This window comes from Paenibacillus sp. HJGM_3, assembly GCF_045062745.1.
In the GTDB taxonomy this organism is placed as follows: Bacteria; Bacillota; Bacilli; order Paenibacillales; family NBRC-103111; genus Paenibacillus_AA.
Map to the genome: position 1 here is coordinate 1 of NZ_JBJGED010000028.1, position 19,087 is coordinate 19,087.

At 58.7% G+C, this 19,087-nt stretch carries 19 protein-coding genes and 1 pseudogene; 11 read left to right on the forward strand and 9 right to left on the reverse strand.

Annotated elements, in window-relative coordinates; all coding sequences use genetic code 11:
* A pseudogene (locus ACI5FR_RS25595) lies at positions 1–641 on the reverse strand (sensor histidine kinase); the annotation flags it as partial.
* Between the two features lie 194 nt (positions 642–835).
* On the opposite strand from ACI5FR_RS25595, the gene ACI5FR_RS25600 reads away from it, so the two are divergent.
* From ACI5FR_RS25600 to ACI5FR_RS25615, 4 genes are read left to right on the forward strand one after another with little or no spacing between them, the layout of a single operon-like run.
* Positions 836–1,492 (forward strand): helix-turn-helix transcriptional regulator, encoded by a 657-nt coding sequence (locus tag ACI5FR_RS25600; RefSeq protein ID WP_405459705.1) that lies wholly within the window; start codon positions 836–838, stop codon positions 1,490–1,492.
* A gap of 1 nt (position 1,493) precedes the next feature.
* On the forward strand, positions 1,494–2,750 hold the full coding sequence (locus ACI5FR_RS25605) for an alanine racemase (protein WP_405459707.1): 1,257 nt from the start codon (positions 1,494–1,496) through the stop codon (positions 2,748–2,750).
* 13 nt (positions 2,751–2,763) lie between these two features.
* Complete coding sequence (locus ACI5FR_RS25610; protein WP_405459709.1) at positions 2,764–4,374, forward strand: N-acyl-D-amino-acid deacylase family protein; 1,611 nt, start codon at positions 2,764–2,766, stop codon at positions 4,372–4,374.
* Between the two features lie 27 nt (positions 4,375–4,401).
* A complete protein-coding gene (locus ACI5FR_RS25615) occupies positions 4,402–4,869 on the forward strand; it encodes a RidA family protein (protein ID WP_405459711.1) in 468 nt (155 codons plus the stop codon).
* Between the two features lie 97 nt (positions 4,870–4,966).
* Here the strand turns inward: ACI5FR_RS25615 and ACI5FR_RS25620 are convergent, their stop codons facing one another.
* The 3 genes from ACI5FR_RS25620 to ACI5FR_RS25630 all read right to left on the reverse strand — a co-directional run bounded on the left by ACI5FR_RS25620 (position 4,967) and on the right by ACI5FR_RS25630 (position 7,178).
* Positions 4,967–5,131 (reverse strand): hypothetical protein, encoded by a 165-nt coding sequence (locus ACI5FR_RS25620; protein ID WP_405459713.1) that lies wholly within the window; start codon positions 5,129–5,131, stop codon positions 4,967–4,969.
* A gap of 14 nt (positions 5,132–5,145) precedes the next feature.
* The gene (locus tag ACI5FR_RS25625; RefSeq protein WP_405459716.1) at positions 5,146–5,325 is read right to left on the reverse strand and encodes a hypothetical protein; all 180 of its coding nucleotides are present in this window, start codon (positions 5,323–5,325) and stop codon (positions 5,146–5,148) included.
* A gap of 740 nt (positions 5,326–6,065) precedes the next feature.
* The gene (locus ACI5FR_RS25630; RefSeq protein WP_405459719.1) at positions 6,066–7,178 is read right to left on the reverse strand and encodes a Gfo/Idh/MocA family protein; all 1,113 of its coding nucleotides are present in this window, start codon (positions 7,176–7,178) and stop codon (positions 6,066–6,068) included.
* Between the two features lie 186 nt (positions 7,179–7,364).
* Here ACI5FR_RS25630 and ACI5FR_RS25635 point away from each other — a divergent pair, with 186 nt between their 5' ends.
* Positions 7,365–8,834: a methyl-accepting chemotaxis protein gene (locus ACI5FR_RS25635; RefSeq protein WP_405459721.1), complete on the forward strand. Its 1,470-nt coding sequence runs from the start codon at positions 7,365–7,367 to the stop codon at positions 8,832–8,834.
* 144 nt (positions 8,835–8,978) lie between these two features.
* Here ACI5FR_RS25635 and ACI5FR_RS25640 read toward each other — a convergent pair whose 3' ends face one another.
* From ACI5FR_RS25640 to msrA, 4 genes are all read right to left on the reverse strand, one after another.
* Positions 8,979–10,556 carry a DUF3369 domain-containing protein gene (locus ACI5FR_RS25640; protein WP_405459723.1) on the reverse strand — a complete coding sequence of 526 codons (1,578 nt, stop codon included), beginning with the start codon at positions 10,554–10,556 and terminating at the stop codon, positions 8,979–8,981.
* A gap of 6 nt (positions 10,557–10,562) precedes the next feature.
* A complete protein-coding gene (locus ACI5FR_RS25645) occupies positions 10,563–12,080 on the reverse strand; it encodes a sensor histidine kinase (protein WP_405459725.1) in 1,518 nt (505 codons plus the stop codon).
* A gap of 20 nt (positions 12,081–12,100) precedes the next feature.
* Positions 12,101–12,484, reverse strand: coding sequence for a hypothetical protein (locus ACI5FR_RS25650; RefSeq protein ID WP_405459728.1), 384 nt, complete (start codon positions 12,482–12,484; stop codon positions 12,101–12,103).
* A gap of 208 nt (positions 12,485–12,692) precedes the next feature.
* Entirely contained in the window at positions 12,693–13,667 is a 975-nt protein-coding gene (gene msrA / locus ACI5FR_RS25655) for a peptide-methionine (S)-S-oxide reductase MsrA (protein ID WP_405459730.1), read from the reverse strand.
* Between the two features lie 160 nt (positions 13,668–13,827).
* On the opposite strand from msrA, the gene ACI5FR_RS25660 reads away from it, so the two are divergent.
* The 6 genes from ACI5FR_RS25660 to ACI5FR_RS25685 all read left to right on the forward strand — a co-directional run bounded on the left by ACI5FR_RS25660 (position 13,828) and on the right by ACI5FR_RS25685 (position 18,148).
* The gene (locus ACI5FR_RS25660; protein WP_405459732.1) at positions 13,828–14,259 is read left to right on the forward strand and encodes an RrF2 family transcriptional regulator; all 432 of its coding nucleotides are present in this window, start codon (positions 13,828–13,830) and stop codon (positions 14,257–14,259) included.
* Between the two features lie 63 nt (positions 14,260–14,322).
* Positions 14,323–14,706, forward strand: a complete 384-nt coding sequence (locus ACI5FR_RS25665; RefSeq protein ID WP_405459735.1) for an IDEAL domain-containing protein — start codon at positions 14,323–14,325, stop codon at positions 14,704–14,706.
* Positions 14,707–14,740: 34 nt separating this feature from the next.
* Positions 14,741–15,073 (forward strand): thioredoxin, encoded by a 333-nt coding sequence (gene trxA / locus ACI5FR_RS25670; protein WP_405459737.1) that lies wholly within the window; start codon positions 14,741–14,743, stop codon positions 15,071–15,073.
* Between the two features lie 34 nt (positions 15,074–15,107).
* A complete protein-coding gene (locus tag ACI5FR_RS25675) occupies positions 15,108–15,962 on the forward strand; it encodes a VOC family protein (protein WP_405459739.1) in 855 nt (284 codons plus the stop codon).
* A 136-nt stretch (positions 15,963–16,098) separates the two neighbouring features.
* The gene (locus ACI5FR_RS25680) at positions 16,099–17,379 is read left to right on the forward strand and encodes an ATP-binding protein (RefSeq protein WP_405459741.1); all 1,281 of its coding nucleotides are present in this window, start codon (positions 16,099–16,101) and stop codon (positions 17,377–17,379) included.
* Positions 17,369–18,148, forward strand: a complete 780-nt coding sequence (locus ACI5FR_RS25685) for an SDR family NAD(P)-dependent oxidoreductase (RefSeq protein ID WP_405459743.1) — start codon at positions 17,369–17,371, stop codon at positions 18,146–18,148. The genes ACI5FR_RS25680 and ACI5FR_RS25685 overlap by 11 nt, the downstream gene beginning before the upstream one ends.
* A gap of 29 nt (positions 18,149–18,177) precedes the next feature.
* Here the strand turns inward: ACI5FR_RS25685 and ACI5FR_RS25690 are convergent, their stop codons facing one another.
* Entirely contained in the window at positions 18,178–19,083 is a 906-nt protein-coding gene (locus ACI5FR_RS25690; protein ID WP_405459745.1) for a helix-turn-helix domain-containing protein, read from the reverse strand.
* Positions 19,084–19,087 lie beyond the last annotated feature (4 nt).

The window sequence follows — 19,087 nt, forward strand, 5'->3', positions numbered from 1 at the left end:
TCCAGCAGCAGCACTTGGCCTCGCGGCTCCCAGCCGGCTTCCTGAAGGAACCGCCCGAGCTCCTGCTGGTCGAGGCTGATCGAGAGTCGGCCCATCTCCCGGAACGTATAGATGTTGCGCACGTTGCGGACGAGAGAGACGACGCGCTTCAGCCCATCGGTCGTCTGATTCTCGTAGAGCGGGGACCACCATTTGGGCTGGTTCCGGTAGACGGCTTCGTTTTGCTCCAGAAGGGCCGGCAGTTCCGTTTGCAGGATCGTGGAGTTCGACAGCGACGGCTTGCCATTATGGGGCGTAATCGTAATATTCGAGATGTATTTTTTGGAAAAGGCCAGATTCGTTAGCGTCCCGATAATTAACGAGTAGCGGACGACGTCATCCTCGTTGTTGCTCAGGTAGAACTGGATCTCCTTCTCGCCGATCAGGTAGATCGACATGTTCTCGACGTCCTGAATGACGAACTCCAACTTGTCCTTAATCTGCTTCAGTGTATTCAATCCGGCTTCCTTCGCGTTCTTCTCCGTGATGGACGCCGCGATCTGATAGGAGACGAATCCCGTGCTGACGAGAGGCAGCGAGAGGGCGAGGAGCAGGAAGAGTGATAGCTTGCGTTTCAGGGATTTGGCCATCCAGCGTTGCATGCGGCAGCTCCTTCCGCTTGAGAATGGTGTGGACGCCCAATTGGGCGCGCTTTCACCGATGCATGTTATCGTATCATAGCCGGGTTTGCGAAAACATACTTTTTTTCTGGTAAACAAACTTTTTGTTTGAATCGGATGGGGTTTGTGATAGACTTCTTCTCGAGAATCATCGTTCCCAAAGGATGTGAGGCGAATTGGAGTCCGTAACGGATGAATTCGAGTTTCTGCAAGATCTGGTTCGGGGACTCGCGGCACAGTTCGGCTCGGACTGCGAGGTGGTGCTGCACGACTTGCGTCGGCCTTACGACAGTACGATCGTGGCGATCGAGAACGGGCACATAACCGGGCGGAAGGTCGGGGACCCGGGTACGAATCTGGGGTTGGAAATTCTGCGCGGCACGGAGAATAACGGCAACAAGTTCAACTATGTGACCCAGACGAAGGACGGCCGTATGCTGCGCTCCTCCTCGATCTATATGAAGGACAAGAGCGGTGCGACGATCGGCTCCCTGTGCATCAACTATGACATTACCGGCTTGCTTATGGCTGAGAAGACGCTGCAATCGCTTACGATGGCCGGGCCTTCCCAGGTCGTGAAGGAATCGTTCGTGAGCAACGTCACCGATCTGCTGGACGCCTTGCTGCAGGAAGCGCAGGATCAGGTGGGCAAGCCGGTGGCGCATATGCTGAAGGAAGACAAAATGCGCATGATCCAACTGCTCGACGGCAAGGGCGCCCTGCTCGTGAAGAAGGGCGGCGAGAAAATTTGCCAGTATTTGAACATCTCCAAGTACACGCTCTATAACTATCTGGAAGAAATTAAGAGCAATGGGGAAGGGAGCCTGTCTTAATATGGTGAGCGTATCGAAAGCATGGGAAGGGCTGGAGACGCCGTGCGTCGTGATCGACACGACCCGCATGGCGCGCAATATCGCGCGGATGGCGCAAGTCGCCGGCCAGCATGGAGTGAAGCTGCGTCCGCACACGAAGACGCACAAGCTCCCGCGTATCGCCGAGCTGCAGCTCGCTGCCGGCGCACCGGGCATCACGGTGGCGAAGGTGTCGGAAGCGGAAGTGATGGCGGAGCATGGCATTACTAATATTTTCATCGCCTACCCGTTGATTAGGGTGAGCAAAATCGAGCGGGCTATTCGTCTCAGCGAACGGATCGAGCTGATCCTGGGCGTCGACAGCCTGGAAGGGGCGACGCGGTTGTCCGAGACGGCCGGTCGTCACGGTCACGCGCTGCAGGTGCGGCTCGAGATCGACACCGGGCTGCGCCGGACGGGCGTGCTGTATGACGACGCGGTTGCGCTCGCCCATCGCATTCATGCGCTGCCGCATCTGCGGCTGACGGGGATCTACACGTTCCGCGGTGCGATGCTGAAGGGCCAGGCGACGCTCGATCTCGAGGCGGCCGGCCGCGAGGAAGGGACGCTTATGGCGGAGCTGGCCGAGCGGATGCGCGCCGAAGGCTTGCCGATCGCGGATGTGAGCGTCGGCTCGACGCCGACGTCGGCGTATGCCGCGGCCGTGCCGGGCGTGACGGAGATTCGCCCCGGCACGTACGTGTTTCACGATGCGATGCAGGCGAAGCTCGGCGTCTGCTCGCTCGACGACTGCGCGGGCACCGTGCACGTGACGGTCGTGAGCCGCCCGTCGCCGGAGCTCGTCGTCATCGACGGCGGCAGCAAGACGTTCGCGACGGACGTGCCGCCGAACACGGCGCCGCTCGGGCTCGTCGGCTTCGGCCGCGTGGTCGGGCTGGACGACGCCGTGCTGGAGCGGCTGTCGGAGGAGCACGGCATGCTGCGGCTCGGACCGGCCGCGCAGGCGGCGAACCCGCAGGTCGGGGATCGCCTGGCGATCATCCCGAACCACATCTGCAGCACGGTGAACCTGCACAACTCGGTTGTGCTGGCTTACTCCGGCGGGGCGGATGGGGTAAGCGGTTCGAGCCGTTCGGGGGGTTCGGCTGCTGCGATTGGTGCGGGCGGTTCCGGTGGCTCCGGCGGCTCGGGCGGCTCGGGGGTTGGAGTCGGGCTGCTGGACGAAGAGGAGCTGGTGCTGGAGCGGGTGCCGGTGTTGGGTCGAGGTATGGTGGAATAGGAGGGAACGAGCTATGCTGGATCTCATCTTGAAAAACGGCCGGATCGTCGACGGGACCGGCAACCCTTGGCAACACGGCGATGTCGGCATCAAGGACGGCGTCATTGCGGCGGTCGGCCGGCTCGATCTGGAAGCACTCCGCGTCATCGATGTGCACGGGCAAGTCATCGCCCCCGGGTTCATCGACGGGCACTGCCATTCCGACCTGATGATCTTCGATCATCCGGGGAGCGAGATCAAGCTGCAGCAGGGTGTCACTACCGAGGTCGTCGGCAACTGCGGGCTGGCGCCGGCGCCGTACGTGCGCAGCCAGGGCGAGCTGCTGCAGAGCTACGTGCAGCCGGTGCTCGGCAAGACGAAGTGGGAGTGGCCGTGGTCGTCCGTCGAGGAGTACATGGAGTCGGTCGCCCGCCTGAACCCGTCCGAGAATATGGCGACGTACGTCGCGCATGGCGCGCTGCGCATCTCGGTGATGGGCTTCGCCAACCGGCCGGCCACCTCGGCGGAGCTCACCCGGATGAAGGAGCTGCTCGAGGAAGGGATGAAGGCCGGCGCGATCGGCCTGTCCATCGGTCTGCTGTATGCACCGGGCAGCTATACGTCAAAGGAAGAGATCGCCGAGCTCTGCTCGGTGCTGCCGAAGTACGGCGGCTTGTTCTCCACGCATATCCGCGGCGAAGGCAACAACCTGCTGCCGTCCGTGCGCGAAGTGATCTGGATCGCCGAGAAGGCCGGCGTGTCGCTCCACGTCAGCCACCTGAAGGCGGCGGGCAAACGCAACTGGGGCCAGGTGATCGACGCCTTGGAGCTGATCGAGGACGCGCGGTCGCGCGGCATGGATGTGACGTGCGACGTGTACCCGTACAATGCCGGGTCCACGACGCTCACGACCGTGCTGCCGCCCTGGGTGCTCGAGGGCGGCATCGAGAGTGCGCTCGCGCGGTTCCGCGAGCCGGAGCTGCGGGCGCGCATCCGCCGGGAGCTCGGCGAGGAGCAGGACGACTGGGACAACCTCGTCTGCTCCACCGGCTGGAGCAGCGTCATCGTCTCGGCTGTCCATACGGAAGCGAATCTCGGCTTGGAGGGAAAGTCGATCGCCGAGATCAGCGAGCTGCGCGGCCAGTATCCGGTCGACTGCATGCTCGACCTGCTGCTGGAGGAAGACGGGCGCATCTCGATCGTCTACTTCCACATGTCCGACGATGACGTGAAGCAGGTGATCGGCTACGAGAAGTCGCTCATCGCCTCCGACAGCCTCACGTGCGAGACCGGCAAGCCGCATCCCCGGCTGTACGGCACGTTCCCGCGCGTGTTCGCCAAGTATGTACGCGAGCACAAGGTGCTGTCGCTCGAGCAGGCGGTGCGCAAGGTCACGTCCTTCCCCGTGCAGCGGTTCAAGCTCGGCAAGCGCGGGCTGCTCGTGCCCGGCTACATCGCGGATGTGGCCGTCTTTGATCCGGATACGATCGAGGATCGCGCGACGTTCGAAGAGCCGCGCCAATATCCCGAAGGCATGAGCCATGTGCTGGTGAACGGCGTGCTCACGCTAAGCGGCAAGCAGCATACGCAAGCACGCGAGGGCACATTGATCCGCGCTCAGCATTGCTGCCGGCATCATCACTAAATCTATTATGAATTTGGAGGTGCCCCCATGGCACAAATTGAAAAACGCCTCGAAGAGCTCGGTCTCGTCTTGCCCCCACCCCCGCCGGCGCGGTTTACGTATGTTCCTTGTAACCGCACCGGCAACCTGATCTACTTGTCCGGCCAGGATTGCCGGGACGCGAACGGCGTGCTCATCTACGAGGGCAAGCTCGGCCGCGAGATCACGATCGAGCAGGGCCAGGAAGCGGCCAGGCAGACGATCCTGAATTGCATCGCCGTCATGAAGGGCTACCTCGGCGACTTGGACCGCGTTGTCCGCATCGTGAAGCTGCTCGGCTTCGTCAACAGCGCGCCGGGCTTCGCCGACCAGCCGATCGTCATGAACGGCGCGTCGAACCTGCTCGTCGACATCTTCGGCGAGAGCGGCAAGCATGCCCGCTCCGCGATCGGGACGAGCGAGCTGCCGTTCCACACGCCGGTGGAGATCGAGATCATCGCCGAGATCCGCGATTAGTCGCGGGATCGCGCGCAATAAGCGAAACGCCTTCTGCACTTAGCACTTAGCGCAGGAGGCGTTTTTGTATACGAGAATTTTTCCATAGATGCTGATCTTAAGGCGACTCATCAAAATATCGGCCTTGCTCTTCCACTTCTACGATATCGTTTTCTAGAGCTTGTTCTCCAATCAGCTTAGTATCCTTCTTTATTGCATGATCTATCGGTGATTCGGGGTTATCGCCATTTGCATTGTTGAATTCATTCATTTCCCTAGGCATGATATTCCTCCCTTTTAGTTAAGTTCATGATCGTCAAAATCTTTCACGATTTGAAATCCAAGATCATCGGTATATACAATTCCATTCCGAATTTCAGTTTTGATTTCTCCCCTCTCGATTAATGAGGAAATCATGACTGCGTCCAGGCTTAAATTTTTGATTATAGTATCAACTTTATAGGTAAATTGATCCATGCTTACCACCTCCGGATACAAGTATTTACCGGGAGGGATAGGAATAAACACCCGAATGAATCCCGACGCAACGGGAGAGTGTACCGATACATGTTAAGCCGGAAAAGTCGTGTTACTGGGCGGTCGAGAGGTCTGGAGGAGGGACTAAGCCGGAAAAGTCGTGTTACTGGGCGGTAAGGTGGTCTGGAGGAGGGAATAAGCCGGAAAAATCGTTTTACTGGGTTGTGAGGTGGTCTGGAGGAGGGGATAAGCCGGAAAAGTCGTGTTACTGGGCGGGGGAGAGGTCTAGAGGCGGGAATAAGCCGGAAAAGTCTTGTTACTAGGCGGTGAGTTAGCTGAAGGAGGGGATAAGCCGGTTCTTGACCTTAGCCCCCACGCTCCAAAGTAACCCATTATGACGTTACCATCACCGCTCTACAGCCCCGCCAACCGCGAATGCGCCCGCTCCAAAGTAACTATTCTACTCTACAGCCCCGCCAACCGCGAATGCGCCCGTCCAAACTAAACTATTCTACTCTACAGCCCCGCCAACCGCGAATGCGCCCGCTCCAAAGTAACTATTCTACTCTACAGCCCCGCCAACCGCGAATGCGCCCGCTCCAAAGTAACTATTCTACTCTATAGCCCCGCCAACCGCGAATGCGCCCGCTCCAAAGTAACTATTCTACTCTACAGCCCCGTCAACCGCGAATCGGATCACTCCAAAGTAACATTTCTACTCTACAGCCCCGCCCACGCGATCAAATAAACTCGCTCCGCGTATCGAAAATCGTGGGGTCCAGCTTGTTCCATGGCGTGAACGACGTCGTCAAGCTATAACGCGCGCCCGTCTCCGCCGACCGGTAGGTGCCGAACATGATCTCGTGCACGTGCAGCTGCTGCCGGCCCGACTGCACAGGGACCACACCGTCGCGCAGGCACTGAATGAAGTGCCCCATGATGCTCACCTCGGGGTGCGAGGCGATCGCACTGCGTGGCACATAGCAGTCCTGCAGCCCCCGCCACGTGACCGGCTCCGCATCCGGCACCGGTACATTGGGCGCATGCACCACAAGCGGCAAGCCGCTGTCGTTCAAGGCCACGGTGCCGTTTCGGCCGAACACCAGCGTATTGTTGAGCACGAACGAGGTACCCCACAGCGTGCGGATGACCGCTTGCTGGCCGCCCTCAAACTGGACGATCAGCGTAACGTTGTCGTCCACGTCGCTGTCCACAAGCTTGCCCCCGCCGACGATCCGCTTCGGAATGAGCGTATTCACCTCCGCCATGACGCTGACGGCCGGACCGAGCAGGCCGACGAGCCGGCTGACGGGATAGACGAGACAGTCGAGCACCGCGCCCCCATGGGCGACCGACTTGTCGTAGTACCAATTGTCCCGCGGCGGGCCCGGCAAAGAGAGGTTCGCTTCGGCCCCGGTAATTTTGCCGATATACCGTTCGTTCACGAAGTCAGCGGCGGCGAGGAAAGCCGGATTCAGATCGTACGGCAGACTCATGAAGATCAAGCCCCGCTCGTCGGCCAGCTCGACCATCGCCTTGCACTCTTCGAAGCTCGTCGCCATCGGCTTCTCGTTCAGCACATGCAGCCCGCGCTCTAGGGCGGCCAGTACCGGTTCCGTATGCACGGAATGCGGGGTCGTTACGACAACTGCGTCCAGGTCCTCCTGGTCCAGCATCGCCCGATAGTCGTCATACGCACGGGGGACCCCATACACGGCCCCTTTTTTCTGCGCATTCTCGAGACGTCGGGCGCACGTAGCCACGAACTGTACCTGCTCCAGCTTGCCCGCTTGCTCGAAGAACCGGTTGCTGATGTCACCGCTGCCGATCATCCCTAATCGAATCGGTTTCATAATCGCTCCTCCTCTAGCGTTTCATAGAATAGAAACGCGCTTCATAGTCTTTCCAGTGTACACCATTCCTGTAGACGCGAAAAGTAGAGCGGGTAGGCCGATTTACCTATTGTCAACGTGACTTTATTTTCCAATCCATGGTATGATAGACGACAGAATTCGATAGAGAGAAAGGAAGAGGAGCAGATGGATCAACTCGAAGTGCTGCATCGAAAAAATAGACTGATGGTGTATATTTTGTGGTTCTCGCTTTTACTAGGCTTATCGGCGAACTTGGTGACGGGCGCTCCTCCCGCGAGTATGATTGTTCTCTTGTTAGGAGGCGGTGCAATTGGTGTGCTTACAACGCTGATCTCCTGGCGGCGGTGGTTGCCTCACGGCATGATGTATATAGTCGCGTGTTCCCTCGCGGTCATCACGTACCTTATGCTTTCTACATCAAGCACCTTCGTTACATATTTGTTGATTTATTACAGCATCGCAGTGACGACGCTATACAACAATTTTCGCCCGACTCTTCTATCCAGTCTGTTCGCGCTTGCGCTAACCAATTATTTTTTCTTCACGGCCAGAGATACGATATTCGCAAACTTCGTCGGCGCGGACTTGATCTCGCTCAACACGTTTGTCGTACTGACCGCGGGGGTACTGACGGCTTCGGGCGTGTTTGGGGAGCGGTTAAGCCGCGCGGCCGAGCAAGGGTATCAACAAGCCCTCGCCGCCCAAGCCAGGACCGAGAAAACGCTGCATGTAGTAGGGCTGACGGCGGAATCGCTCGACCGCTCGAGCTCGGGGCTGCGGGAGCATGCGGACTCGGTAGGCATCATCTCAAAGGAAATGACCGCGGCATTCACCGAGGTAGCGAGCAGTACGGGACAGGTCAACAGAAGCTTGACGGCCGCGAACGACTCGATCCTGATCCTGGATGAAGGGACCGCGTCGATCGTCGAGTCAACCTCCAAGCTAAGGGAGTTGTCCAGCTCCAACGCTGTCCTGACGGACGCCAGCATGGAGCAGGCCGCCTTGCTCGAGGCACAGATGGCGAAGGTGACATCCATCATGGACACGACGGTCGCGCTCATGCAGGAGCTGAACGAGCAGAACCGCCAGATCGGCGAGCTCGCGAGCACAATCAGCGACATCTCGAACCAGACGAACCTGCTCGCCCTGAACGCGGCGATCGAGGCTTCCCGCGCAGGCGAGCACGGCCGGGGGTTCGCGGTCGTCTCAACAGAGATCCGCAAGCTTGCTGAGAACTCCAAGCGGTTCACCGAGGAGATCGGCGGCATTCTCGAGGGCATCTCGAGCCATACGGAGCACGTGGCTGCCCAAGTCCTGGCCGGCCAGCAGTCCGTTCAAGCCGGACGTGAGGCGTCGGTCGCCATGGAGCAATCGCTGCGCGAAATGGTAGGCAACACGGTGGAGCTGGCGGCGAGCGCGGGTGACGCAGCCGAGTCGGCCAGCCGGCTCCGCACCTCGTCGCAGTCCATCACGGCGGAGATGCAGTCGATCTCTGCGCTGACGGAGATGAATATGGCGACGGTGGAGCAAATTCTGGCCGGCATGGAGAACCAGGATCTGCGCATCCGCGGCATCGTGGACGGCGTGCACGAAGTGGACACGACCGCGAAGGAATTGCGGGAGAAGACGATTTAGCCAGGTCGCCTGGTGAGAAGGTCGGACGTGCCGAATTAACACGAAAAACACCTAACTCCCTCAACTCCCCCAAAAGACACAAAAAGAAGCTTCCAACTCGGCTGCAGACAGCGAGCGGGTTGGAAGCTTCTTCATCCATAATATCTACACCTTACCCGCCTCCAGCACGGGATCGGTATACCGCTCCCGCACGCGGAGGATCTCGTCCAGGTTTGCGAAGAACACGTCGACGAGCTTCGGGTCGAAGTGCTCGCCGCGCTCCTGGCGGAAGAACGCCAGGATGTCCTCGAGCGGCCAAGCCTTCTTGTACACCCGATCGCTGCCGAGCGCGTCGAACACGTCGGCGATGGCGGTGATCCGCCCGTAGATGTGGATCTCCTCGCCGGCCAGCCGGTTCGGGTACCCGGTGCCATTGTACTTCTCGTGGTGCTGGTGGGCGATGATGGCCGCGGCCTGAATGATCCGCCGGGTCGAATGATTGAGCATCGCATAGCCGTAGGTGGAGTGAAGCTTGATCGTCTCGAACTCCTCCGGAGTCAGCTTGCCCGGCTTGTTCAGAATCGCGTCCGGCATAGCGACCTTGCCGACATCGTGCATCGAGGAAGCGAGCCGGACGAGCTCGGCCTCCTCCTCGGACATCCCGTTGCCCAGCGCGAGCAGCTTGGAGTATTCGGCGACACGCTTGACATGATAGCCGGTCTCCTGCGAGCGCGTCTCCGCGATCTCGCCAAGGGTGAAGATGATTTCCTTCTGGGTCAGCTCGAGCTCTTCGTTCAGATACAAGTTCTCGAAGGCGACCGACACATTGGAGCAGTATATTTCGATCAAGTACCGGTTCCATTCGTTCAGCTGCTTGGCGCCTTCGAAATAGATGACATTCTCGTTGCCCGTCTTGCTCTGGAAGTAGCAGCAGAAATGATCGTCGAAGAACACGCTCGTCTTCTCCCGGAACGTATCCTGGATCCGCTTCAGCACGAGGGAAGGCACGACGTCCTGCACATGCTCCGAATCGCCGTACGAGTAGTCTCCGGTGGCCGCCAGCACGTAGATCTGCTCCTTGCCCTTCGTGACGGCGAAGCTCTTGCAATGCAGCGCGTTCTTGTGCAGATTCAGGATCGCGGTCAGCTGCGTCAGCACGCCGGTCGCGAACGTCTTCATCGACTGGGGCTCGAACAGCGCGGCCGACGAATGAATGATCTTCTCCAGCCCGATCTTGTTATGCTCGATGACCATAATATCGCGATAAGAGCGGAGAGCAGCCATGACGGTCGTGAACAGCTTCTGCGCCGTCAGCTCGGTCTTCTCCTTGTAATCGTTAATGTCGTAGTTCGAGATGACGATCCGCTCCGGAGCCTGGCCGGGCTGTCCGGTACGCAGAATAATACGGACGTTCCGATACTTCAAATCTTCGCGGATATACTTGACCAGCTTCAGCCCCGAATCGTCCTGCTCCATGACGACGTCGAGCAGAATCAGCGCCGCATCGGGATGCTCGCCCAGCACGCGAACCGCTTCCTCTTCCGAGTAAGCGCTGATGAACTCGAGCCGCCTGCCGTCGAATTCGAAATCGCTCAGCACCATGCGGGTCAAGTGATGGATCTCCTGGGCATCATCCACAATGATCAGCTTCCACGGTTCCCGCTCCACAGGGAAATCTCCCGGGCCGCGGGCATCCTCTTCCTCGGCAAAAGTCAGGAAATCTTCGTTCGAGTCACGCTCCATTGGCCATTACCCCTTATGTAGTGTTGGTATGCGAATCCGAAATGTAGTCCCAAGTCCCACCTGGCTCTCGCAATCGATCGTGCCGCCCAGCGACTGGGTGACGAGATTGTACACGATATGCATGCCGAGCCCGGTCCCGCCTCCGCTGCGGTTCGTCGTGAAGAACGGATTGAAAATTTGGTCCACGACCTCCTGCTGCATACCCCGGCCATCGTCGCTGTATGTGAGGTTCACGAACTTCTGGAACTTCTCGATCGAGATCCGAATCGTGCCTTCGTCGTTCGGCGTGTAGGCATGAATGATGGAGTTCATGATCAGATTGGTCACGATCTGAGAGATGGCGCCCGGGTCGCTGTACAGCTCCACGCCGTCCGGACCGGAGACGACCACATGGTGCTTCGTCTTCTTCAGGTTCGGCTGCAGGCTGATCAGCACTTCCTGGATATACTCTTTCACCGCGAACGTTCGCTTCGTCTCGACCGAGCGGTCGACGGCCACCTGCTTGAAGCTCTTGATCAGCTCGGAGGCGCGCTGCAGGTTCGTCTGGATCATCCCGGTCGTCTCACGCACGACGGACAAATAATCCTCGAGGTCCGAACGCTTCATCTTGTTGTCCTGGTAGAGCGCGAGGAATTCCTTCGACTTCTCTTCCATGAAGGAAGCAGCCGTGACGCCGATCCCGATCGGCGTATTGATCTCGTGGGACACGCCGGCGACGAGGCTGCCTAGCGCTCCCATCTTCTCCGACTCGACGAGCTGCTTCTGCGTCCGCTGGATCGTGCCCATCGCTGCCTGCAATTCATTGTACCGGCCTTCGAGGTTGCGCACCATGTCGTTGAAGGCCGTGGCGACCTCGCGAATCTCCAGGCTGGCGTCGAGCGGAATCTCGGTGTACGGAGCGCCCTCCCGCACGGAGACGGCGGCCTGCCGGATCTGGAGAAGCGGGTGAATGAGCAGCTTGCGGATAATGAGCGACAAGACCGCGAGCAGCAGCAAAGTAATGCCGAGTCCTACGAGTACGCTGAACCGAATCCGCTTCTTGATGAGGGCCGCATTCTCGGACGTATTGAGCAGCATCTCGATCGCCCCGACCGTCACGCCGTCTTCCCGCATCGGAGCGGTGAGCAGGCCGGTCGGGATGCCGTTCTCATTCTCGAACAGGTGGGCGACATGAATGTCCGTATCTTGCATAGTGGCCATCATCTCCGGCGGAGACGGCTGCCCTATACGATTCCGGTTCGTGGAGGCGAGAATTTCGTCTTTCCCGTACAGGGTAAGCTCAAGAATGTCGTTGTTCTTATATTGGATATAGTCGAAAATCTGCTGCACGTCCTCAATGGAGTGCGATTCCTCGTAGCGGCCGTTGATGGCGATGGTCATGCCGTTCAACTGGCTGACATAAGTCTCCTCGACCGACCTCTGCAGGCTGTAGGAGTCGAAGGAGACGATGACCGACATCATGACGACGGTGACGAGCGTCACGAAGATGACGATCCGTTTCTGAAGACTGATGGTTCGCAACACAGCGGGTCTCCTAGGATCCGTTATTTGATTTCAAAATCGATCGACTTCGTGACATCGTAAGGGGTGTGGTCGTTGTTATGTAAGGAAACCTTGAGCGTATGTTTGCCGACCGGCACGTCCTTGAGCGTCTGTTCGGCTTGGGCGACGACGACCTTCTCTCCGTTGTCCAAATACATGTGGATATGCCCTTCGCCCTGGACGCGCTCCTGTCCTTGATGCTCGGCCGAGATGTGCATATCGGTGTCAACCTTCACGACCACTTGGTTGCCGGTGACCGTCAGCTTCACGTCCAGCGTCGGCTTGCCGTGGGCGGCGCCCGCTCCGGTATGGACGGATGAATCGGCGCCGCACCCGGTGAAGAGTAGACAAGCGGCCAGAACTAGCGATAACCCCCAGGATCTCATAAGGTCCCTCCTGACTCGATGATATAGGCCTAACGTCACGATTCTTAAGTACTAAGCAGTTGGTTAATTCTAGTATAAATCCAATCCGGAGTTGTGCCAAGCTATCGTTTTCGACCCTGGGACCAAGCGGCTTCATAGACACAAAAACGACACCGAAGCTCTGATCCAGAGCCGGTGTCGTATAGGACGCGCATTCATACATTCTGAGTCAGGAACGGACTTCGAACCACTTCCGGTACTCCCCGTAGCCTTCGGCTTCCAGCCGGTCAAGTGGTATGAACCGGAGCGCGGCGGAGTTAATGCAATACCGCAGCTTGGTCGGTCCCGGCCCGTCGTGGAACACGTGGCCCAGATGGGAGTCCGCGTCCTTGCTGCGCACCTCCGTGCGAATCATATTGTGCGTCACGTCGACATGCTCACTCACCCGGCTGTCCTCGATCGGCTTCGTGAACGACGGCCAGCCGCAGCCGGAGTCGAACTTGTCGAGCGAGGTGAAGAGCGGCTCTCCGGAAACGATGTCGACGTAGAGGCCGGCTTCCTTGTGATCCCAGAATTCGTTCTGGAATGGCCGCTCCGTTGCGCTGTTCTGCGTGACCTCATATTGGAGCGGGGTAAGCCGTTTGCGAAGCTCCGTGTCCTTCGCCTTGTCCTTCCACTGGTCCTTCAGGAACTTCTCTCGCCCGGAACCGGTATAGTAGGCTTTGTAGCGGATCGGCTGCTTCTTGTAATAGTCTTGGTGGTAATCCTCGGCCGGATAGAACGGGCTGGCCGGAATAATCGGCGTGACGATCGGCTTGGAGAAGTCGCCGCTTGCAGCCAGATCGCGTTTGGATTGCTCCGCCGCTGCCTTTTGCTCTTCGCTATGGTAGAAAATCGCCGTTCGGTACGAGTCGCCCCGATCTCCGAATTGCCCGCCTGGATCGGTCGGATCGATGCTGCGCCAGAACGTCTCCAGCAGCCGCTCGTACGGATACACCGTCGGGTCGAACGTGATTTGCACCGCTTCATAGTGGCCGGTCGTGTCCGAGCATACTTGCTCATAGGTCGGGTTCGGCACATGGCCGCCGGTATAGCCGGAGACGACCCGGATGATGCCGGGCTGCTCGTCGAACGGCTTCACCATGCACCAGAAGCAGCCGCCGGCGAACGTCGCAACCGCGCGGGGGGAATCTTGGGTGGTCATGGATATCATCTCCTTTCTTTAATACAACCATAAGATGCCCCGAAAGTAAAATGACCGGCGGGGACGAGAATAGCATGCGCCCAATCTGTGCAAATTATGTTGACAGTTCTAACTGTAACTATTATAATGACAGTAAGCAAAGGAAAGGGGGCGATGCAAGTTGAACAGTGAATTTACGATCGCGGTACACAGCATGGTCTACTTAGCCAACCTACCGGATCGTATGGCTACCAGCGATGTGATCGCCCACAATGTCAATACCCATCCGTCGCGCTTGCGCAAGGTGATGAGCTGTCTGCGGAAGCACGGGTATATCGCGACGAAGGAAGGCATCGGCGGCGGCTACATGCTGAATATTAGCCCGGAGCAAGTGAACTTGTCCGAGATTTACCGCGCGACCTCCATCGGCTCGATCAAGCCGGGCTGGTGCTCCGGCAACGAAGACGACGCCTGCATCGTGGCATGCAACATGGCGGAAGTCATGGATCAGATTTTTTGCGAGGCGGAGAAGCACCTGCTTCACTACCTGCAGCAAACGACGATCCTCGATGTACTGAACCGAGTTAGAGCGGCGCAGCAACAGAAAGCGTAATTCGTTTTTTGTAACCAATCTGTTATCAAAAATAAAACAGTTTGTCCCAAGGAGGGGAAGAAAATGAGTGCAGGAACGAAGGTAATCTTGGAAGGCGATTGGGTGAGCGGCGCATCGGTCGAGGATGAACGGTTCATAGGTTTCGTGGATTCGGTGAGCGCCGGCAGCGGGCTTGTGAAAGTATGGGTTACGCAGAGCGACCGCGCTGAGGGTGTAGGCGACCTGGTGGAGGCTAGCCTCGCCAAAGTGAAGAAGCTGCCGGATCAAGAGGCTTCCGCCCCGGATGAGCTGCAAGGGTTGATCGAGCTGGCGCTGCAGACGCATGACCGGGCTTGGTTCGAAGAGCTCACGACGCGGTTGAACGCTCAGAAAGCTTCGACCCCGGGGCCTGCCGCCGGCGGGCCCAAGCGGAGGGGCACGAATCGAGTGTACCGGCTAATCGATTGATTGTTCAAAACAGATCATAAAGGAGTGGATAGGAATGGCTATCGTAAAATCTACAGATGCTACGTTTCAAGATACGATTAGCGAGGGTTTGGTGCTGGTCGACTTCTGGGCGCCTTGGTGCGGCCCGTGCAAAATGATCGCGCCGATCCTGGAGGAACTCGACGGCAAGCTGGGCGGCTCGGTCACGATCGCCAAGGTGAATGTAGACGAGAACCCCGAGACGGCCGACCAATATGACATCATGAGCATCCCAACGCTGAAGCTGTTCCGCGACGGCGTAGACGTCTCCACGCTGATCGGCGTGCGCCCGCTCTCCGAGCTGGAAGCGCTGGTTCGCGACAACCTGCAGCCGTCCGGCAACAATTGAACGAAACCCCACTAAGGGGAGAAAGGCGACTTCCATGACATTTCGCATTCATCCGGCTGCGGCCATTGGAGAAGTGCATCTCAAGGTGACGAACCTGGCTCGATCGACCGCATTTTATCGCGACGTGGTCGGTCTGAAGCCGCTCGCGGAGGAAGGCCGCACGGCGACGCTAACCGCCGACGGCGTCCGACCGCTCGTCTACCTGCACGAGCTGCCGGACGGCGCGGTGACGCCGCGCCGCTCGGCGGCGGGCTTGTACCACTTCGCGATCCTCGTGCCGGATCGCGCCGCGCTCGGGCGGTCGCTCCGCAACCTGATCGCGAGCGGCATCCATATCGGCCAAGCGGACCATCTGGTCAGCGAGGCGCTGTACATCAGCGATCCCGACCACAACGGGATCGAGATCTATGCCGACCGCCCGAGGAGCGAGTGGACGCGGGACGCGAACGGCGACTATGTCATGGCGGTCGATCCGATTGATTGGGACGGCCTGCTCAGCGAGGCCGGCGACGAGCCGTGGACCGGTCTCCCGGAAGGGACGACGATCGGGCACATTCACTTGCACGTCTCCGACCTGGACCGGTCCGGCGCCTTTTACTGCGACGTCCTCGGCTTCGACCTCGAGGCGCGGATGGACCGCTCGGCGCTGTTCGTCGCGGCCGGCGGCTATCACCACCATATCGGCCTGAACGTCTGGGCCGGCGTAGGGGTCCCGCTCGCCCCCGCGAATGCGACCGGGCTCGCCTACTACACGATCGTGCTGCCGGAAGATTCGGCGCTGCGCGAGGTCGTGCAGCGGCTGCAGGACGCCGGGATCGCCGTGGAGCACTTAGGAGAGCAGTGGATCACGCATGATCCGTCGGGCATCGAGCTTCGCTTGCATCGCTAGTCCTATTTCCTAGATAAGGAGAACCCCTCACGATCGGTCGATCGGAGGGGTTTTGTGCGTCCAGGAAGGAATTTGGAGGCGTGTAGCGTAACTATAGGAGTAGCGCTAACCTTTTTTGGGAATAGGTGGGACATCGATGCTGGAAGATTTTAAAGTCGAATTGTTGCTGCTCAATCTCTTCTTCATCCTGTTTCCGCTTATCTTCTACCAGTTCGTGCATCAGGATCGGCTGAAGGCCAAGTCCGCCTTCCGCAACCTGCTGCTTTTTTTCATTTTCACGCCCCCGATCTGGCTCTGCATGATCTTCTCGGTGAACAACGAGGACGGCTTCCTCACGAACATGCACAGTACGGGGCTGCTCCTCGCCTGCTATTACAGCAATCCGCTCGTGTCCGGGGCCGTGTTCCTCTCGACGCTGGCCGGACGTCTCTTGCTGGGCGGAGACGGGCAATATCTCACCTACATCGGGGATACGCTCCTCTTCGGAATCGCACTCCTCTCGGGCAGGGAATACAAGACGATGCGCCTGTTCAGCCGGATCGCCAGCAACATCGTGCTTGCCTTCGGCTCGAAGCTGTGTGCGGTCCTGCTGTTCTCCATCTTCGACCCGGATTGCCTTGGACACTTCCATTACATGTTCTATCTCATGGAGTGCCTGTTCATGGCGCTGGCCGTCTACACGATCGAGGCGATCCAGAAAAACATGCAGCTCAAGCAGGAACTGCTCGACACGGAGAAAATCAAAGTGGCCAGTGTCATCTCAGCCTCCGTCGCCCACGAGATCCGCAACCCGCTTACATCGGTGCGCGGCTTCATCCAGTTGCTATACGAGACGGAGGGGCTGTCGGCGGACAAGAAGAAGCTGTATGGCCATATTTGCCTGGAGGAGCTGGACCGGGCCCAGCAAATCATCAACGATTATTTGTCGCTCGCGCGCCCGCATCCGGACTTGATCGAGAAGATCGACCTCGCCGAGGAAGTGAGCTACGTCAGCACGGTGCTCACCTCTTATGCCAACCTGAAGGGAGTGGAGCTGAGGGTGGAGACGGAGCCGGGGCTATTCGTGTCCGGCGACCGCCAGCGGCTGCGGCAGAGCATGCTCAACATCGGGAAGAACGGAATAGAGGCGATGGAGCAGGGCGGCATGCTCGACTTGAGGGCGAAGCGGGAGGGGAAGGAAGTGCTGCTTCTGATCTGCGATACGGGGGCGGGGATGACGAACGAAGAGGTCAGCCGGCTCGGGACGCCGTATTTCTCCACGAAGGACAAGGGCACGGGGCTCGGCACGCTCGTCTCTTTTAACATCATTAAGAATATGCTGGGTAAAATAAAAGTCGAGAGCAAGGTCGGGGTCGGAACGAGCTTTCATATTTCTTTTCCGGCTTCGGGCCGAGGGGGGATTTCCAATGACGCTTAATGCCTATCAAGGGAAAGTAGTCGGCATCACCGGGGCCGGCGGCGGGATCGGTCGTGTGCTGGCCCGGCATTATGCGGCGTACGGGGCTGCGTTGGTGTTGGTGGACCGTGATGCAGAGGCGCTCAAGCTAACGGAGGCTGCGCTCGGCATGAATGAGGCTGCAGGTCCATCTTCAGCTGGGGCGGGCGCGGTGTACCTGCATCAGACGGATTTGAGCGTGCCGGGCGAGATCGACGCTCTGTTCGAGCGCCTCCGGGACGAGCCCGGGCGGCTGGACGTCTGGATCAACAACGCGGGGCTCGGGTGCTGGAAATCTCCCTATACGTTGACCGTCGAAGAATGGGACTACGTGATGAACACGAACGTGCGCGGCTCGTTCCTGTGCGCTCGCGAGGCGGCCAAGCTCATGCGAGCACAGGGCGGCTTCATCGTGAATATCGCTTCGACGCGCGCGGTCATGTCGGAGCCGAACTCCGAGGCGTACGCGGCCTCGAAGGGCGGCATCCTATCGCTGACGCATGCGCTCGCGGTGTCGCTCGGTCCGGATCGTATCACGGTGAACGCGATCTGCCCGGGATGGATCGAGACCGGCGACTACAGCGCCCTCCGCGAGGAGGATCACGCCCAGCACCCGGCCGGACGGGTCGGGACGCCGGACGATATCGCACGGGCCTGCCTGTACTTCACCGATCCGGCGAACGACTTCGTCACCGGGACGTCGCTAACGGTAGACGGCGGGATGACGCGCAAGATGATCTATGTGGAATGAATCGCGATGTGTCCGGCTCGGCGAGTCCTTCACTCCGATTGATTCGCCTCGCGCTGCCGGGCGACATACTGCGAAGGCGGATAGCCCATAACGCGCGTGAACGCTTTGCTGAACGAGGGGAGCGTCTCGTAATGGAGGCGCTCGGCCACTTGCTTGATGGACAGATGGCCGTATTTGAGCATCTCGAGCGCTTTCTCGATCTTCTTGTGGTTGATGTACCGCTGGAGCGTCATACCGGTCTTTTCTTTGAATGTATGCGAGATGTAAGTATAGCTGTAGCCTAGATCTTCGGCGATCGTCTTGATGTTCTTCAGCTCGAAGAGATGGTTGTCCACGTAGCGGATAATGGAATAGACCGTATGGCCGACGGAATTCGGCGATTGCTGCGGGGCGTAGCGCGGCACTTTCCCGTTCTTCTCCGTGAAAGTCCGGTAGGAGAGGACGATAATTTCTTCGAGATAGTTTTTGATCATTACGCGCGACAACGGCTTCTGCGAATAAAACTCATCGATGTTGCGGAAAAACGGAATCATCAGGTTGTACGGATCCTTGGAATGGAAATAGGGCGCGGACTGAAAGAAAGCTTCGATTTCCCCAAAAGCCTCGTCCTTCATGTCATTGAACATAAACCCCATATAAACGAATCGCAGCACACCGGAAGTGTCGGTTTCGATCGCATGCGTGTGCCTCACCCCGTTGAAGATCAGCTCCCCTTCGGAAACGCGCAGACGCGTATCGCCGACGATGAAATGTCCGCTGCCCGACACGATGTAGCTTAACTCCAGACACGACTGCTCGTGCGGGAGAATTTGATACCCGGATTCGCAGCAAATTTCCCCGATCTGATACAGATCGATGCCTCCGAACGTCGACTCGCCCTTGGCGAGGATGTTATCGAAATGAAAATGGCGTCCCGCTTTGTGTTGATCCATCATGCGA

Bases quoted from the DNA above. Each gene is read 5' to 3' on its own strand.
- ACI5FR_RS25605 (WP_405459707.1), top strand. From the start codon at position 1,494: ATGGTGAGCGTATCGAAAGCATGGGAAGGGCTGGAGACGCCGTGCGTC.
- ACI5FR_RS25610 (WP_405459709.1), top strand. From the start codon at position 2,764: ATGCTGGATCTCATCTTGAAAAACGGCCGGATCGTCGACGGGACCGGC.
- ACI5FR_RS25615 (WP_405459711.1), top strand. From the start codon at position 4,402: ATGGCACAAATTGAAAAACGCCTCGAAGAGCTCGGTCTCGTCTTGCCC.
- ACI5FR_RS25620 (WP_405459713.1), bottom strand. From the start codon at position 5,131: ATGCCTAGGGAAATGAATGAATTCAACAATGCAAATGGCGATAACCCC.
- ACI5FR_RS25625 (WP_405459716.1), bottom strand. From the start codon at position 5,325: ATGGATCAATTTACCTATAAAGTTGATACTATAATCAAAAATTTAAGC.
- ACI5FR_RS25630 (WP_405459719.1), bottom strand. From the start codon at position 7,178: ATGAAACCGATTCGATTAGGGATGATCGGCAGCGGTGACATCAGCAAC.
- ACI5FR_RS25635 (WP_405459721.1), top strand. From the start codon at position 7,365: ATGGATCAACTCGAAGTGCTGCATCGAAAAAATAGACTGATGGTGTAT.
- ACI5FR_RS25640 (WP_405459723.1), bottom strand. From the start codon at position 10,556: ATGGAGCGTGACTCGAACGAAGATTTCCTGACTTTTGCCGAGGAAGAG.
- ACI5FR_RS25650 (WP_405459728.1), bottom strand. From the start codon at position 12,484: ATGAGATCCTGGGGGTTATCGCTAGTTCTGGCCGCTTGTCTACTCTTC.
- msrA (WP_405459730.1), bottom strand. From the start codon at position 13,667: ATGACCACCCAAGATTCCCCCCGCGCGGTTGCGACGTTCGCCGGCGGC.
- ACI5FR_RS25665 (WP_405459735.1), top strand. From the start codon at position 14,323: ATGAGTGCAGGAACGAAGGTAATCTTGGAAGGCGATTGGGTGAGCGGC.
- trxA (WP_405459737.1), top strand. From the start codon at position 14,741: ATGGCTATCGTAAAATCTACAGATGCTACGTTTCAAGATACGATTAGC.
- ACI5FR_RS25675 (WP_405459739.1), top strand. From the start codon at position 15,108: ATGACATTTCGCATTCATCCGGCTGCGGCCATTGGAGAAGTGCATCTC.
- ACI5FR_RS25680 (WP_405459741.1), top strand. From the start codon at position 16,099: ATGCTGGAAGATTTTAAAGTCGAATTGTTGCTGCTCAATCTCTTCTTC.
- ACI5FR_RS25685 (WP_405459743.1), top strand. From the start codon at position 17,369: ATGACGCTTAATGCCTATCAAGGGAAAGTAGTCGGCATCACCGGGGCC.
- ACI5FR_RS25690 (WP_405459745.1), bottom strand. From the start codon at position 19,083: ATGATGGATCAACACAAAGCGGGACGCCATTTTCATTTCGATAACATC.